The 14,964-nt window shown below is 62.9% G+C and carries 17 protein-coding genes and 1 tRNA gene; 4 read left to right on the forward strand and 14 right to left on the reverse strand.

The features are described 5' to 3' along the window. Positions 1–49: 49 nt before the first annotated feature. The 8 genes from sucD to P0Y59_13830 form a co-directional block, all read right to left on the reverse strand. On the reverse strand, positions 50–934 hold the full coding sequence (gene sucD / locus P0Y59_13795) for a succinate--CoA ligase subunit alpha (GenBank protein WEJ98031.1): 885 nt from the start codon (positions 932–934) through the stop codon (positions 50–52). Positions 935–997: 63 nt separating this feature from the next. Further along, the gene (locus tag P0Y59_13800; protein WEJ98032.1) at positions 998–1,288 is read right to left on the reverse strand and encodes a GIY-YIG nuclease family protein; all 291 of its coding nucleotides are present in this window, start codon (positions 1,286–1,288) and stop codon (positions 998–1,000) included. Between the two features lie 52 nt (positions 1,289–1,340). Further along, entirely contained in the window at positions 1,341–2,303 is a 963-nt protein-coding gene (gene mdh, locus P0Y59_13805; GenBank protein WEJ98033.1) for a malate dehydrogenase, read from the reverse strand. A 134-nt stretch (positions 2,304–2,437) separates the two neighbouring features. Further along, positions 2,438–2,737 (reverse strand): hypothetical protein, encoded by a 300-nt coding sequence (locus tag P0Y59_13810; GenBank protein WEJ98034.1) that lies wholly within the window; start codon positions 2,735–2,737, stop codon positions 2,438–2,440. Further along, positions 2,734–3,060: a YbjQ family protein gene (locus P0Y59_13815; GenBank protein ID WEJ98035.1), complete on the reverse strand. Its 327-nt coding sequence runs from the start codon at positions 3,058–3,060 to the stop codon at positions 2,734–2,736. The genes P0Y59_13810 and P0Y59_13815 overlap by 4 nt, the downstream gene beginning before the upstream one ends. Positions 3,061–3,122: 62 nt before the next feature. Then, a complete protein-coding gene (gene zapE / locus P0Y59_13820) occupies positions 3,123–4,235 on the reverse strand; it encodes a cell division protein ZapE (protein WEJ98036.1) in 1,113 nt (370 codons plus the stop codon). Positions 4,236–4,360: 125 nt separating this feature from the next. Next, positions 4,361–4,828 carry a PaaI family thioesterase gene (locus tag P0Y59_13825; GenBank protein WEJ98037.1) on the reverse strand — a complete coding sequence of 156 codons (468 nt, stop codon included), beginning with the start codon at positions 4,826–4,828 and terminating at the stop codon, positions 4,361–4,363. An 11-nt stretch (positions 4,829–4,839) separates the two neighbouring features. Then, positions 4,840–5,625, reverse strand: coding sequence for a succinate dehydrogenase iron-sulfur subunit (locus P0Y59_13830; protein WEJ98038.1), 786 nt, complete (start codon positions 5,623–5,625; stop codon positions 4,840–4,842). Between the two features lie 210 nt (positions 5,626–5,835). On the opposite strand from P0Y59_13830, the gene P0Y59_13835 reads away from it, so the two are divergent. The 4 genes from P0Y59_13835 (at position 5,836) to P0Y59_13850 (ending at position 8,827) form a co-directional block, all read left to right on the forward strand. Then, positions 5,836–6,987, forward strand: a complete 1,152-nt coding sequence (locus P0Y59_13835; protein WEJ98039.1) for an alpha-hydroxy acid oxidase — start codon at positions 5,836–5,838, stop codon at positions 6,985–6,987. A gap of 262 nt (positions 6,988–7,249) precedes the next feature. Continuing rightward, positions 7,250–7,321: transfer RNA gene (locus P0Y59_13840), tRNA-Cys, on the forward strand. A 68-nt stretch (positions 7,322–7,389) separates the two neighbouring features. Next, the gene (locus tag P0Y59_13845) at positions 7,390–8,154 is read left to right on the forward strand and encodes a hypothetical protein (GenBank protein ID WEJ98040.1); all 765 of its coding nucleotides are present in this window, start codon (positions 7,390–7,392) and stop codon (positions 8,152–8,154) included. Between the two features lie 367 nt (positions 8,155–8,521). Next, positions 8,522–8,827 (forward strand): hypothetical protein, encoded by a 306-nt coding sequence (locus tag P0Y59_13850; GenBank protein ID WEJ98041.1) that lies wholly within the window; start codon positions 8,522–8,524, stop codon positions 8,825–8,827. A gap of 371 nt (positions 8,828–9,198) precedes the next feature. Here the strand turns inward: P0Y59_13850 and P0Y59_13855 are convergent, their stop codons facing one another. The 6 genes from P0Y59_13855 to P0Y59_13880 all read right to left on the reverse strand — a co-directional run bounded on the left by P0Y59_13855 (position 9,199) and on the right by P0Y59_13880 (position 14,963). Further along, positions 9,199–9,477 (reverse strand): inner membrane CreD family protein, encoded by a 279-nt coding sequence (locus P0Y59_13855; protein ID WEK02574.1) that lies wholly within the window; start codon positions 9,475–9,477, stop codon positions 9,199–9,201. 3 nt (positions 9,478–9,480) lie between these two features. Next, positions 9,481–10,518, reverse strand: coding sequence for an NAD-dependent epimerase/dehydratase family protein (locus tag P0Y59_13860; GenBank protein ID WEJ98042.1), 1,038 nt, complete (start codon positions 10,516–10,518; stop codon positions 9,481–9,483). Between the two features lie 44 nt (positions 10,519–10,562). Continuing rightward, positions 10,563–11,117, reverse strand: a complete 555-nt coding sequence (locus P0Y59_13865; protein ID WEJ98043.1) for a TetR/AcrR family transcriptional regulator — start codon at positions 11,115–11,117, stop codon at positions 10,563–10,565. Positions 11,118–11,496: 379 nt separating this feature from the next. Beyond that, positions 11,497–12,894 (reverse strand): cell envelope integrity protein CreD, encoded by a 1,398-nt coding sequence (creD, locus tag P0Y59_13870; GenBank protein WEJ98044.1) that lies wholly within the window; start codon positions 12,892–12,894, stop codon positions 11,497–11,499. Between the two features lie 99 nt (positions 12,895–12,993). Continuing rightward, the gene (locus P0Y59_13875; GenBank protein WEJ98045.1) at positions 12,994–13,647 is read right to left on the reverse strand and encodes a hypothetical protein; all 654 of its coding nucleotides are present in this window, start codon (positions 13,645–13,647) and stop codon (positions 12,994–12,996) included. A 428-nt stretch (positions 13,648–14,075) separates the two neighbouring features. After that, positions 14,076–14,963 carry a glycoside hydrolase gene (locus P0Y59_13880; GenBank protein WEJ98046.1) on the reverse strand — a complete coding sequence of 296 codons (888 nt, stop codon included), beginning with the start codon at positions 14,961–14,963 and terminating at the stop codon, positions 14,076–14,078. Position 14,964 lies beyond the last annotated feature (1 nt).

The following is a 14,964-nucleotide window of genomic DNA, read 5'->3' on the forward strand; positions in this document are numbered from 1 at the left end:
GCATCCCTGGGGAGGTGATGCCGCTTTGGCCCCGCACGCGGGGGCCTGGTTAACCCTTCAACACCGACAGCAGCGTCGTGCCCAGTTCGGACGGGCTGTCCGCTACCTTGATCCCTGCCGCTTCCATCGCAGCGATCTTGTCCTCGGCGCCGCCCTGGCCGCCCGACACGATCGCACCGGCATGGCCCATGCGGCGGCCCGGAGGCGCCGTGCGACCCGCGATGAAGCCGGCCATCGGCTTCGACCGGCCACGCTTCGCCTCGTCGCGCAGGAATTGCGCCGCTTCTTCTTCCGCGGAGCCGCCGATCTCGCCGATCATGATGATCGACTGAGTTTCGGGATCCGCGAGGAAAAGTTCGAGCACGTCGATGAAGTTCGTACCGTTGACAGGATCGCCGCCGATGCCGACCGCGGTCGTCTGACCAAGGCCCGCGTTCGACGTCTGGAAGACCGCTTCATAGGTAAGCGTGCCTGAACGGCTTACAACGCCGACCGAGCCCTTCTTGAAGATGTTGCCCGGCATGATGCCGATCTTGCACTCGCCCGGCGTCAGCACGCCCGGGCAGTTCGGGCCGATCAGGCGCGACTTCGAGCCGCTGAGCGCGCGCTTTACCTTGACCATGTCGAGCACCGGGATGCCTTCGGTGATGGTCACGATCAGCGGCACCTCGGCATCGATCGCCTCGAGGATCGAATCGGCGGCGAAGGGCGGCGGCACATAGATGACTGACGCACTCGCGCCGGTCTTCGCGACGGCCTCGGCGACGGTGTCGAACACCGGCAGGTCGATATGGGTGGTGCCACCCTTGCCCGGCGTGACGCCGCCGACCATCTGCGTGCCATAGGCCAGCGCCGCCCTGGTGTGGAACGTGCCAGTCTCACCGGTCATGCCCTGGGTGATGACCTTGGTGTTCTTGTCGACGAGGATGCTCATTGAATTCTCTTCCTCATTGCTCCCCGGCGAAGGCCGGGGCCCAGTTGGGAAAGCGGTTGTGGTTCACGCGATCGTCTCGAACAGATCATCCCAGTCGGGATTGAGTCCTTCGATCTCCCGCAATTTCCAAACCCGCTTCCACTCCTTCATCTGCAGTTCGCGCTGCCGCGCTTCTTCGATGGTGTCATAGGCCTGGTACCAGACCAGCGTGTGACACCGATATTTCTTCGTGAACCCTTCGACGAGATCATTGCGATGCTCCCAAGCCCGCCTGGGAAGATCGCTCGCTACGCCGAGATAGATCGTGCCGTTTTTCCCGCTCGCCATGATGTAGACGAAACCGGCTTTCTCCATCCAAGGGTTCTCCCAACTGGGCCCCGGCCTTCGCCGGGGAGCAGCAAATCTGTCAGGCGAGGCTGCCGTCGATGGCCTTGCATGCGACCAGCAGTTCCTTGACCGCTTCGACCGAGACGTCGAGGTTCTTCTTGGCCTCGGCATCGAGCTTGATCTCGACGACTTTCTCGACGCCGCCGGCGCCGATGACCACCGGCACGCCGACATAGAGATTGTCGACACCATACTGGCCGGTCAGGTGGACCGCGGCCGGCAGCAGGCGCTTCTGGTCGTAGAGATAGGCTTCCGCCATCGAGATCGCCGAGGTGGCGGGCGCGTAATAGGCCGAGCCGGTCTTGAGCAGCGCGACGATCTCGCCGCCCCCCGAGCGGGTGCGCGCCACGATCGCGTCGATCCGCTCCTGGGTCGAGAAGCCCATTTCGATCAGGTCGGGAACCGGGATGCCCGAAACGGTCGAGTAGCTGATCACCGGGACCATGGTGTCGCCGTGACCGCCGAGCACGAAGGAGGTGACGTCCTTGACCGAGACCTTGAACTCTTCTGCGAGGAAGTGGCTGAAGCGCGAGCTGTCGAGCACGCCGGCCATGCCGACGACCTTCTGGTGCGGCAGGCCCGAGAATTCGCGCAGCGCCCAGACCATCGCGTCGAGCGGGTTGGTGATGCAGATAACGAAGGCGTCGGGCGCGTTGGCGGCGATGCCCTCACCCACGGCCTTCATGACCTTGAGGTTGATGCCGAGCAGGTCGTCGCGGCTCATGCCCGGCTTGCGGGCGACGCCGGCAGTGACGATGATGACATCCGCGCCGGCGATATCGGCATAGTCGTTGGTGCCGGTGATCTTCGCGTCGAAGCCCTCGACCGGGCTGCACTGGCTGAGATCGAGCGCCTTGCCCTGGGGCACGCCTTCGACCACGTCGAACAGGACGATGTCGCCCAGACCCTTGAGGGCAGCAAGATGGGCGAGCGTCCCGCCGATGTTGCCAGCGCCGATCAGCGCGATCTTCTTGCGGGCCATTCGTCGTCCTTTCCGCAGTGATAAAGCCGCATATGCGGCGAAACTGCGCGGCGGCTTAGGCTCGTTTTGCCCTAGGGGCAACCGCTAAAGACCAGTATTTTCTCTTGCTTATTGCAAGTGCTTCGCAGCTGCATTTAGAGTGGATGATTGCCTTCCGGGTCGACATAGCGCCGCTCGCCCGTGGCATCATTATACCAGACGGTCACCGGCCTGCCGCTCGCATCGTCGACGAAACGTTCACTGGTCTCACGCCAGGCGCTGCCGGTCGGCTTCGCCTGCAAGGCGCCGTAGCGACGGCGTTCGAACAGGATGCCGGCGAGTAGCAATGTCGCCGCGATCACGCTCGGCCATACCGCCGGATCGACCACCGCGCCGATCAGCGTCGCCGTGAAGAACAGCATCGCAACCACCAGGACAAAGGTGCGCAGCATCATTCGGGCGCGGGATCGAGAATGACGGCGGTGCCATAGGCGACCACCTCGTTCATCGCCTGGGCGATCTCGCCCGAGTCGAAGCGCATCATCACGACGGCATTCGCGCCCATCAGCGCCGCATTGGCGACCATCCGGTCGATCGCATGGCGCCGCGTTTCCTCGACCAGCCGCGTATATTCGGGAATCTCACCGCCAACGATCGAACGCAGGCTGGCGGTGATGTTGCCGCCGATGCCGCGGCTGCGGACAACGACGCCAAAGACCTGGCCGAGCGTAGCGCGGACGGTGTGGCCTGGGGCATTCTCGGTGGTGGTGACGAGCATCGCATTCCCTCCATGACCGGACACGGCATGATAACAGGGTGCGATGCGATGTCGAAGGGGACTCAGTTCGCGCCGTGGCCCTGCTCGAGATAGTCGTCGGAGCGCATCTCCTCCAGCCGGCTGATCGTGCGCTCGAACTCGAAGCGGCCATCGCCCTTCTCGTAGAGCTCGCCCGGCGCGGCGTCGGCGGCGGCGAGCAGCTTCACCTTATGCTCGTACAGCGCGTCAATCAGCTGGACGAAGCGCGCCGCCTCGTTGCGGTTCTCCGGGCCAAGCTTCGGGATGCCGACCAGGATCACGGTGTGGAAGCGCCGCGCGACCGCAAGGTAATCGGCCGATCCACGCGCCTCTCCGCACAGCCGCTTGAACGAGAAGACGGCGACACCTTTCAGGCTCTTCGGCACATGCAGGGTACGCGCGCCGCCGACCGGCAGTTCCTCGGACGGCACATGGTCGCGATCCTCGGGCGGATAGTCGGTCAGGCGGAAAAAGGCGGCGGAAAGCTGCGCGGTGGCCTCAGCGCCATTGGGCACCAGCCAGGTCTCGACATGGCCGAGCCGGTCGCGGCGATAATCGACCGGACCGTTGAGCGCGAGTACCTGCATGCGCCCCTCGATCAGTTCGATGAAGGGCAGGAAATGCTCGCGGTTGAGCCCGTCCTTGTAGAGGTCGCGCGGCGGACGATTCGAGGTCATCACCACCGTCACGCCGTGGCGCAGCAGTTCGGTGAACAGCCGCGACAGGATCATCGCATCGGGGCTGTTGGTGACCATGATCTCGTCGAAGCAAAGGACCTTCACTTCCTCGGCGATCGCGGCGGCGACCGGCAGGATCGGATCGCCGACCTCCTTCTCGCGCTCGACCCGCAGGCGCGCATGCACATCGAGCATGAATTCAAGGAAATGGATTCGCCGCTTCCGCCGCATGTTGATGCAGCCGTAGAAGAGGTCCATCAGCATTGACTTGCCGCGCCCGACCCCACCCCAGAGATAGATGCCGGCCGGCGCATCGGGACGCCTGCCTAGCGCGCGCCACAGCACGGAACCACGCTTCGGCGCCGCTTCAAGCTCGGTGGCCAGCGCGTTGAGGCGCCGGGCCGCCTCGGCCTGTTCGGGATCGGGCCGTAACTCGCCCGCGGCGATCAGGGCTTCGTAACGGGCGAAGACGTTGGGCATCTAGCGTTCCCCGGCGAAGGCCGGGGCCCAGTTGGGGGACAGAAGAGATTGAGTGTTACGGGCAATTACATCTGCCTTCCCAACTGGGCCCCGGCCTTCGCCGGGGAAGCAAGAGTGGGACCGCGTCATTGCGCAGCCGTCTTCGCCGATTTGCGGATCGTCGCGGAGAAACTCGCGATCTTGTCCTCGCCCTGCACGACCAGCCCGCGCAGGAACAGGAGCCGACCCGTCTCGCGCAGCAGCTCGACCTGCGCCTCCAGCGGCTCGCCGATGCGGCCACCGCCGATGAACTGGGTCGACAGGTCGAGCGTGACCGCCGACCCCGCCGTGATCAACCCGAAGCTGCGCGAGGCGGCGAACAGGGAAACATCGATGAAGCCGAGCATCGCCCCGCCATGAACGCTGTCGCGCAAATTGGAATGGCGCCGCTCCGGCGTCATGCGGACACGCGCGATACCGTCGTCGACCCGCACCAGCATCGGGCCGAGAAAGCTGTTGTAGCGCGACGGATCGGTGAAGCCCCACCGCATCCAACCGGGATGATCCGGGTCTTCCTCATAGAGGAAGGTTGCGGGCGGGCTGGTGTCAGTCATCGCAACGGGCCTCAGACGACCCGCTCTGCTTCCATCTTCTTGATCTCGGCGATCGCCTTGGCCGGGCTGAGGCCCTTGGGGCAGACATTCGCGCAGTTCATGATCGTGTGGCAGCGATAGAGGCGGAACGGATCCTCAAGATCGTCGAGTCGCTCGCCGGTCATCTCGTCGCGGCTGTCGGCCAGCCAGCGATAGGCTTGCAACAGGATCGCCGGGCCGAGGAACTTGTCGCTGTTCCACCAATAGCTCGGGCATGAGGTCGAGCAGCAGGCGCACAGGATGCATTCGTACAGGCCGTCGAGCTTCTCGCGATCGGCCGGCGACTGGAGCCGTTCCTTGCCCGAGGGCGGCGGCGTGACGGTTTGAAGCCACGGCTTGATCGAGGAATATTGCGCGTAGAAATGGGTGAAGTCGGGGACTAGGTCCTTGATCACCTCCATGTGCGGCAGCGGCGTGATGCGAATGTCGCCCTTCACATCGTCGATCGCGGTGGTGCAGGCGAGGCCGTTCTTGCCGTCGATGTTCATCGAGCAGGAACCGCAAATCCCCTCGCGGCACGAGCGCCGGAAGGTGAGCGAGCTGTCCTGCTCCGACTTCATCTTGATGAGCGCGTCGAGCACCATCGGGCCGCACGAGTCGAGATCGATCTCGAACGTGTCGTAATGCGGGTTCTCGTTCGCATCCGGATCGTAGCGGTAGATCTTGAAATTCTTGACCCGCTTAGCGTCGGCGGCTGCCTTGTGGACCTTGCCGCCCTTTTTCGGTCGGCTGTTCGGGGGCAGTCTGAATTCGGCCATGCCTGAAAGTCTCCGGCGGAAACGAAATTTTGCGGTGCGGGATGCGGCTATGCCTTTCGGCGCGCGCGTGCAACCCTTTGGCGTGCTCAGCGACGTCGGATCACCGCATGATTGCAGATTTCGGGACGGGATAGGCATCATCGCCGACATTGCGGGCGTCGAGCAAGAATCGTAGGACGAAGTCCAACATATGAACGAACGGGGCAAAATATGAGATTGAGCGATTGCCACAATGTCGAGGATTTCCGCACCCTCGCCCGCAAGCGCCTGCCCGGCCCCGTCTATCACTATATCGACGGCGCGGCCGACGACGAGGCGACGAAGAAGCGAAACACCGAGGCGTTCGAGTCGTGCGACCTGGTGCCGAGCGTACTCGCGGGCGTCGAGACGATCGACATGAGCACCACCGTGATGGGCCGCAAGATCGACATGCCGCTGTTCCTCTCGCCCACCGCGCTGCAGCGGCTGTTCCACTGGCATGGCGAGCGCGGCGTCGCGCGCGCGGCGGAAAAGTTCGGGACCTGGTTCGGCATCTCGAGTCTCGCAACCGTGGGGATCGAGGAAATCGGCCGGACGATCAGCACCCCCAAGATGTTCCAGCTCTACATCCACAAGGACAAGGGGCTGAACCATGCGCTGGTCGAGCGCTGCAAGGAGGCGAAGTTCGACTGTATCGCGCTGACCGTCGACACCATCGTGTCCGGCAATCGCGAACGCTGCCTGCGCACCGGCTTCACCTCGCCGCCGCGGCTGACGCCTGCCTCGGCGATCAGCTTCGCGACTCATCCCGGCTGGACGCTCGACTATCTGTTCCGCGAAAAGTTCGAGCTGTCGAACCTGAAGGACCATGTGTCCGAGGGGACCAATGTCGCGCTGTCGGTCGCCGATTATTTCAACAAGATGCTCGACCCGTCGATGGACTGGAAGACGGCCGAGGGTGTCCGCGCCCAATGGGGCGGCGAATTCTGCCTGAAGGGCATCATGTCGGTCGAGGACGCGAAGCGCGCGGTCGATATCGGCGCGACGGCGATCATGGTGTCGAACCATGGCGGGCGGCAACTCGACGGCAGCCGGTCGCCCTTCGACCAGCTTGCCGAGATCGTCGATGCGGTCGGGGACAAGATCGACGTGATCTGCGACGGCGGCATCAGGCGCGGCAGCCATGTGCTGAAGGCGTTGAGCGTTGGCGCCAAGGCTTGTTCGGGCGGGCGGCTGTATCTCTATGCGCTGGCGGCGGCGGGGCAACCCGGGGTCGAGCGCGTGCTCGGCCGGCTGCAGGCTGAAATCGAGCGGGACATGAAGCTGATGGGGGTGAAGTCGGTCGCTGAGCTGAACCGGGGTAATTTGAGGTGGCGTGGCTAGAGGTCGGAATTCGACGCTTGTTATTCGACGGGGCGGAGCCGCGAGGAGCAAGGAGTGAGACAAAGCCGCCTTCCCTACCCGGATCGTTAAACGTCGGCTTCTTACAATAGCCAACATTCGTACACTCGGTCCCCCGTTACGAAGGACATGAAGCACCCTATTGGTCCAGAGGTACAGAGAGATTGCAGCGATTCTACTGAACAGGTATCAGAAACCGCCTCGTCACGACGATGATCGCGGCGACGCGCTAGCCCGAGAGGGTGCGGGTGTAGCTCAAGGGTAGAGCGCCAGGTTGCAAGTCTGGAGGTCGCTGGTTCGAGTCCAGTCAGCCGCAAGAGCCGGGAATCCGGAAGGAGGGGCGGAGACTCTTATTCTCCGCCTCTTTTTGCTACGGCGATGACAATGTTCGCCTCAATCTATTTTCCGATTTTCGACGGCCGCTCTTTCTATCCAACGAGAGACGCGTTGGCGAGAAGGCCGACTTGGCCATCGCTCGCGCCGCCGGGCCACGCATTCCAACGGAATTTGGGACCCATCAATCCACGTCCGCTTGGCGGAATTCGCGGATGGGTTGGCGAAGAAGAGGTCTGCGAAATCCAAAAATCACTTACGTTCAAGGCAGGTGACCGCCCCAAAGAGCTTAGAAAGTTCGCACCGCAATTCTCTCGGCTTTACTCGGATGGCGCCGGGGGAGTCCAATTTTCGATCGGGTTCAAACTCGGTCGACTTTGGCTTGAAACCTTTAGCGAGCAATGGCTCGAAGATAACATCTCAGATGCACTTCATTCCAAGATAAAATCAAAACACTCCGAACATAGTGAACTGATCTACAAATCCGGGGAATACATATCGCGACTTTACTCGGCGGGAACACAAAGGGGAAATAAGAATACATCTGCCAGTCGCGGAGTCCGATCGGGACCACCTCTGATGTTCATTCACCTTACTCATATTGAACAGTTCAAAACTTTGAAGTCGGCAAGCCCAATATTCCATAAAAAAATTGGAGAATCCGATTTATACATTTGCATTTCCCGCAGCCGCCACAGCCGAAAAATTAACACTCCGGCGTTCTACATCTACACTGGAAGCAAAATCCTCAAGGAAAGATGCCCGCAAAATACGGATAATATTGGCAAGAATGTACTTAGAATTTTTCGTTTTTGAGAGATGCTTGGAAATACTCACCGGAAAGGAGCTCAATAACCTTGACGACGATGGACGCGGATTACTCGCCGACCGCCTTTCGCTCTGCGCCCAGCGCCTAACCGGAAGAGGTAGACCGGCATTCTTCGAAGATCGAAGAATCTATTATGCATGCGCGTCCGCGTTTTCGACGCTTCACAGACCCGGGCGCCTCGACGAGCTCATGAATGCCCTCGCCCGAATTTCCAGTAGCCGAAATTTTCGAGAGTCGATAGTCAGAACGCTCGCTGGCCAGTATGATAGCGAGCGGCGCCCGGACTTGCTCGAAGCGGGAAGCGGAGGGGTAATCATAGTGTCCCAATACACGAACTTTGGCCAAGTCGGCGCAATGGGCGACAATGCAACCGCTCAGTCCTTCCAGCAAATTTGGGCGGGCTTTGACAGCTCCATCAACCTTGCGGACACCTCTCGAGAATTAGTGGCACTGGAATCGGCTCTGAAGGCGGAGGCGGACAATGCTGACCAAGAGGCCAGCGTTACGGCGGTGCAGGAGGCCGCAAAAGCGGCGGCTGCGGGCGACGGTCCGTCGATGTTGCGGTACCTATCGAAGGCCGGAAAATGGGCATTCAGCGTCGCAGAACGCATCGGGGTGACGCTCGCAGCCGCAGTGATCAAGAGCGCGGTCGGCATCTAGCCATCGCTGATGCAATATACCTCAGTATTGGCTGAGCGGGAGGCGCGTAACTTGCTTCGACCGCTCTTCGGTCGACCTCGAGCCGAGTTGTAAGACTAAGGCGCGAGGCACGCCGTCCGAACGGCAGCTTCCGTCACAAGCCGCCGTTCACAGTTTAATGCGCGAATGTCCGGAACTGGTCGACAGCAGGCGAAAACAGACCGGATACCAAGTACTAAGTTTTGACCAATACCCTTCGACCTCTCCTTTAAGCGGAGCAGGCAACGACCCCGGCGAAAGCCATGGGAAACGCGGGAGAGGGGCAGTGGAAACGTCACCGTTTCCCACTGCCCCTCTCCCCTGCCCTCTCCCGCAAGCGGGTAGAGGGAGAATCAGGCCGCCTCCGCCTCGCGCGGCTCCGGCTTTGCGCCCCAGTCGATTCCCCGCGTCAGGTACATCACCGCCGCGAGCGCCACGAACAGCATCACCGAGCCGACTAGCAGCGACATGTCCTCAAGGCTCAGCAGGACATAGAGCACGCCGTACAGCGCGGCGATCAGCGCCCCGATGAACAGACTGCGCCGCCAGCTCCCCAGCACCGCGGCCGAATAAGCGGTGAGCAACGAGACCATCGCCCCGCCCGCCACCCCGTAGGCGGGGGCGAAGCCGATCTATCACCGCTGACGGACGTGGGCGCGCTGACGCAGTTCGGCAAGACCATCCTCGACCGAGACCAGCGGCACATAGCCGAGGTCCCGCCTGGCCTTGGAAATGTCCAACGTGACCTCGACCGCCATCGTCGCCAGATCCTGTCGGGTCACGGGAGGCGTGATCGATCCGCCGGAAAGCCAGGAGATTCCTTCTCCGAGACGGACGACGGTACGCACCACCCATGATGGAACTTCCCTGGTAGGCGCTTCAATGCCCTGCGTCTCCAGGATGCGAGATACCATATTGCGGAACGTGATCGGCTCTCCATCGCTGACGAAGTAAGCCTCGCCGCTTTTGCCCTTGCGCAAGGCGAGGTCGATCCCGTGACAGGCATTGGCGACGTGCGTCGCAGACGTCAGATAGTGCCCGCCGTCGATCCACGCCATCTTGCCCGCGCTCGCGGCCGCGACCAGCATCGGCAGTGCCGTCGTGTCGTCCCGCCCCCAGACGAACCGGGGCCGCACCGCCATGACGTCGAGATCGCCAGTTGCCGACGCGAAGGCGATACGCTCGGCCTCGGCCTTCGTGCGCGAATAGGCGCCGGGAAATCGGGTGGGGATGAGATGGCGCTCGTCGACGTTGACCAGCGGCCGGCCATCGAGAAGTACGGATTCGGTGCTGACATGGACCGCACGCTTTACGCCGGCCTTGCGCGCAGCCGCGAAGACGGCGCGTGTTCCCTCGACGTTGACTGCCCGATGATCTGGTGTCTCGAGGCCATGCCCGGTATGGGCGGCAGCATGAACCAGCGCCGCGCAGCCGTTCATCGCCTGCGCGAGTTGCGGCCCGGCGAGTTGCCCCTCTATCGGCGTTGCCCCCAGCGCACGGACCAGGTCAGCAGCTTCCCGCGAACGGACCAGGGCGACTACCGGGTTCCCGGCTCCAACGAAGTGGCGGATGAGATTACGGCCCAGATAACCGCTGCCGCCCGTCAGAAAGATGGGCGCAAGTTGAGAAGGAGTAGAAGCATGGCTGCTCCTCTCGGCGGTACGGTCAGTCATGAAGTTATATTTCCTTCTCGTTGGGGAGGTTCGGCCGGCCGCGCTCAGGTGGAACGCGCGGCGGCCAGCCACCGAATGTCCTCGATCAAGGTCGCGCGCTCAGCGTCCGGCCATTGGTGATAGTCCAGGGATTCGAGAAGCTTGAGGCCCTCGAGCGCCAGATAAGCCAGCATTGGACCGCGCTCGCCATCCGCCTCATCGCGAATACGGGCGATAACGGCGCTCTGATTGTCCTGGATGGCCGCGCGCAATTGCTGATCCTGCGCGAGAGCCGCGCATATGTTGAGAGCAACGGCGCGGAACGCATCTGGAAACGGCTGCGCCGCTGCAGTGATCCGCCCGTGAAGCGTGCGGTTCTCCGGCGCATCGCAGGATTCCGTCGCCGCCTGGTTGAACGCATTGTCGCGCGCAACGGCGCGCTGCACCATGGCTTCGAGCAAGGCCTGCTTCGAGCCGTAGTCGTAGACGACGCTACCCTTGCTGATCCCCGCTTCCCGGGCGACGCCCTCAAGCGTCAGGCGCGCGGCGCCAACGCCAGCGACAACCGCTTCGGCCGCATCGAGAATGCGGCCTTGATCGATAGATTTCTTCCGGCCCATGCTGCCATCCATTTATATCTGACCGGATGGTTATAAATCGATGGCAATGGGCCGTCAATGCCTTGCCATGTCGACCGACAATAGCCGCGATAGTGCGCGTTGCTGCCCGGCATCTTATGCGCGAACGACATGATCAGGGAGCAGCGGCCGTTCATAGCATCGCCCGTGAACGGCGTATTCCGGATCGCCACCGGACGAAAACCAAGCGGGTATCAAATACTGAATTTTGACCGCTACCCTTCATCCTCTCCCTTACGCGGAGCAGGCAACGACCCCGGCGAAAGCCACGGGAAACGCGGGAGAGGGGCGAGTGGGAACCGTCGCCGTTTCCCACTGCCCCTCTCCCCTGCCCTCTCCCCGCAAGCGGGGAGAGGGAGATTCAGGCTTCCGCCTCCCGCGACTCCGGCTTTGCGCCCCAGTCGATTCCCCGCGTCAGGTACATCACCGCCGCGAGCGCCACGAACAGCATCACCGAGCCGACCAGCAGCGACATGTCCTCAAGGCTCAGCAGGACATAGAGCACGCCGTACAGGGCGGCGATCAGCGCCCCGATGAACAGGCTGCGCCGCCAGCTCCCCAGTACCGCGGCCGAATAAGCGGTGATCAACGAGACGATCGCCCCGCCCGCGACCCCGTAAGCGGGGACGAAGCCGATCACCTCGGCGAACGCGAGCAGCATCACGAAGAACAGCACCAGCCCCGATCCGACCAGGCCATATTCGATCGCCGACACCCGAACCCCGCCGATCACGTCGAACATCAGGAAGGCGAGGAAGGTGAAGCCGATGAACAGGAAACCGTATTTCACCGAGCGGTTGACCTGGCTGTAGAGATCGACCGGGGTGAGCAGATCGACCCGCGCCTGATGCTCGCCGGCACCCTGGCGGCCGCGATTCTCGCCATCGACCGTCTCGGCCGGTGCGGTGCCGGATGCCTGATCGAAGGCGACGAGCGCGCTGCCCAGCGCGAGGTTGCCGACGCGCCATGTGGCATCGAAACCCCTCGCCACCGGGGCCTTGCGGACCGGCAGGAAACCGCCCTGATAGCTCGGATTGGGCCAGGGCGAGACCACCTGCCATGCCGTATCGCCACCGTTCGGCACCAGCGCGAGCGAGCCATTGCCGCGTACCGCATAGTCGAACGTCACGCCGAGCGGACGATCACGCAACATGCCCGCATCGAACCAGGCGTAGAAGCCCGATCCACCCGTTTCGCGCATGCCGTTACCCGGCTGGAGCGAGACGGCCTTGCCATTGACCGATACCGCAGGCGGCGTGCCGAACAAGCCGCGCGCATCGCTGATACCGAAACGGATCTGCGCACGGTCGAGCGCGAGCGCTTCCGGCGCGACGCCGAAACGCTGGAGATCGGCGGGTAGCGAGAAACGCGCGCCGCCATGGTTGCGCGCCTCGAACACTACCACGTCGTAGATCGAACGGTGGCGCAGATCGGGCTTCAGATCGGTCTTCACCACTGTCCTGTCGGGCGAGAGCGTCATCTCGTGCCAGCTCGTGGTCGTCTTGCTGGTCTGCTTGCCATTCTCGGTGACGGTCTCGGTGGTCTGCTTCGAATAGGGGATGACAAGCACCGGCCCGGCGATGACCTGCGCGCCGCCCCAGCCCTGCGCGATCGAGGCCTGGGCGGTCTCCGACTGGTTCTGGCGATCATAGACGAGGAGATAGATGGCGAAGAGCGGGATCGCGAGCAGCGCACCGATCAGGAACGGCAGCAGCAATTTGGCCCCGGGCGAGCGTTCTGACGCATAGCGTGCGGACATGGTTTGGCCTCCCTTTTAGGAGATTTCCAGCTAGCGGCAGGCGGCCCTGGAGGCCAAAGCGGATCGCGAGGAATGGCGGTGCAGATCGGGTGCAGGCATTTACTCTACGTCATGCCGGACTTGTTCCGGCACCCATCGTTCCACAAGCAGCGCGGCCCGCGTAGAGGCGAGCAAATAGAGGGCAACCACCCCGGCAGGCGTTGCGGGCCAGGCCGAACTGACCGTGATGGAAACTGTCACGAACAACGTAGCGAGCCATACGAGGCCAATCAGGATCGTGACGACCCATGATCGCTTCGGCCTGCCGACATCCCATTGGCTGAGCGATACGGGGATACGGCCGAAGCCAAGCGTGATGACGCCCCCGAGGACAGTCAGGACGGGAAGCAGCACCATCGTCAGGAGCATCAGGCCCCTCATCGGGATTCCAATCGAATCCGCGCACATGGGGAAAGTGAAGCGATCGAGATCCGCGTGCAGGCTATAGGTCTCGGCCGCCGCGCCAAGGAGTATCACACCGATACCGATCGCGATGAATGTCATGCGCCGCGCCGGAGTCCGCAGCCACGACGTGCCGTCCAGCGGCGACCGTGCCAGCCCATGGACAAGCGCCAGCACCGTCGCGCTGGCGAGGACCAGGCCACGCCCGAAATCCATCAGGAGATAGCGTGCCGTTCGCAGCGCGAAATAGGCATCCCCTACCGCATGATCGACACGCCCGTTAGCATCGCACCAGTTGGTGAATGCCTCCATGGCGCGCTCGCGATCGACGAATGGCGGGATTGTCGAACCCCGGAAGTACAGGCCCACTCCTAGCCCTGCGGCAAGAAGACACCATGACAGGAACATGTGATAGGTGCGAGGGCGAAGCTCTCTCATCGTTCAGCAAGCCCGCGTCGTCGGTTTGATAGCCTCGCTATCGTCGATGAGCGTGCCCTCATGCACTGTACGACACTCAATCCGGGGCGAGCGTTCTGAAACATAGCGTACGAACATCGCATGACCTCCCTTTCAGGAGGCCTCCAGCTATCGACAAGCGAGCCCAGAGGCTAAAGCGGATCGGGAGGAATGGCAGTGCAGATCGGATGCAGGCACTTGCCCCGCGTCCTGCCGGAACCGGTCCGGGGTGACGAAACGGGCTGGACCATTTCCAGCGCCCCCCGGGGCACGCATTTCTCCGCTCAACAAACCTCAGCAGTGTTGGCCGGCAACGGCCCCGGCGGGACACGGGCCTCGCTCAGATAGAAGGGGTCGCCGTCGATATGGTGGACCGGGCCATACGCCTTGCCGAGAACCGCATGGAGCGCGGGATCATAGGCCTTCAGGTCGGCGTCCGAGAGGATGCGGCGCCCATCGAAGATCACCATCCGCCCCGAGTTGAACCAGAACTGGCTGCCCACCGCCCAATATTCGTCGATCGTGGTGGAGGCATATTCGCCCTTCCACCGGCCGTCCCTGAGCGCGGCGCGATAAGCGCGGTCGACCTCCTTGTAGAGGGTCGGATCGGCAGCGCGGATCGCCTGGAGGATATCGTGCGAGAATTCGTGAAGGAAGATCGTCTGGCCGTAATAACGCGAATTGCGCTGGCCGAGCAGGTCTTCCACCGCTCCGCTGGTCAGTTGGCCAGCCATGCCGCGTGCGCGGAAGTTCCAATAGGCACGGTCGGTCAGGCGGCCGATACGCTCGTCATAATGCTTGCGCTCGCACCGGGTCAGCCGGGGATCGTCATGCGCCGGTTTCTTCCAGTCGCGCTGTTCCGGCAGGTCGAGCGTGCTCTCATCTTCAGCCATGATCGCGACGCGGTAGCCGGACGCCGCCAGCGCGCTGGCCAGATCGGGACGGTGGGCAAGCATGCCCTCGACGATCGCCTTCGCTACCAGCAGCGCACGATCGGGGACCTTGGCCGAGGACAGGACTGGGATGCCGTCCGCGTCGACATATTTGACGTAGAAGGGGTCCGCGTCGAGCGACACGGGCGGCGCGGCGACCTGCGCCACCACGCCCGTCGAGCCACCGGCCAGCCCGACGAGAAGGAGCAGCGGCAGGCCGATCCAGCCCACCGCCGTCACC

It is taken from the genome of Candidatus Sphingomonas phytovorans (genome assembly GCA_029202385.1).
Taxonomy (GTDB): Bacteria; Pseudomonadota; Alphaproteobacteria; order Sphingomonadales; family Sphingomonadaceae; genus Sphingomonas; species Sphingomonas phytovorans.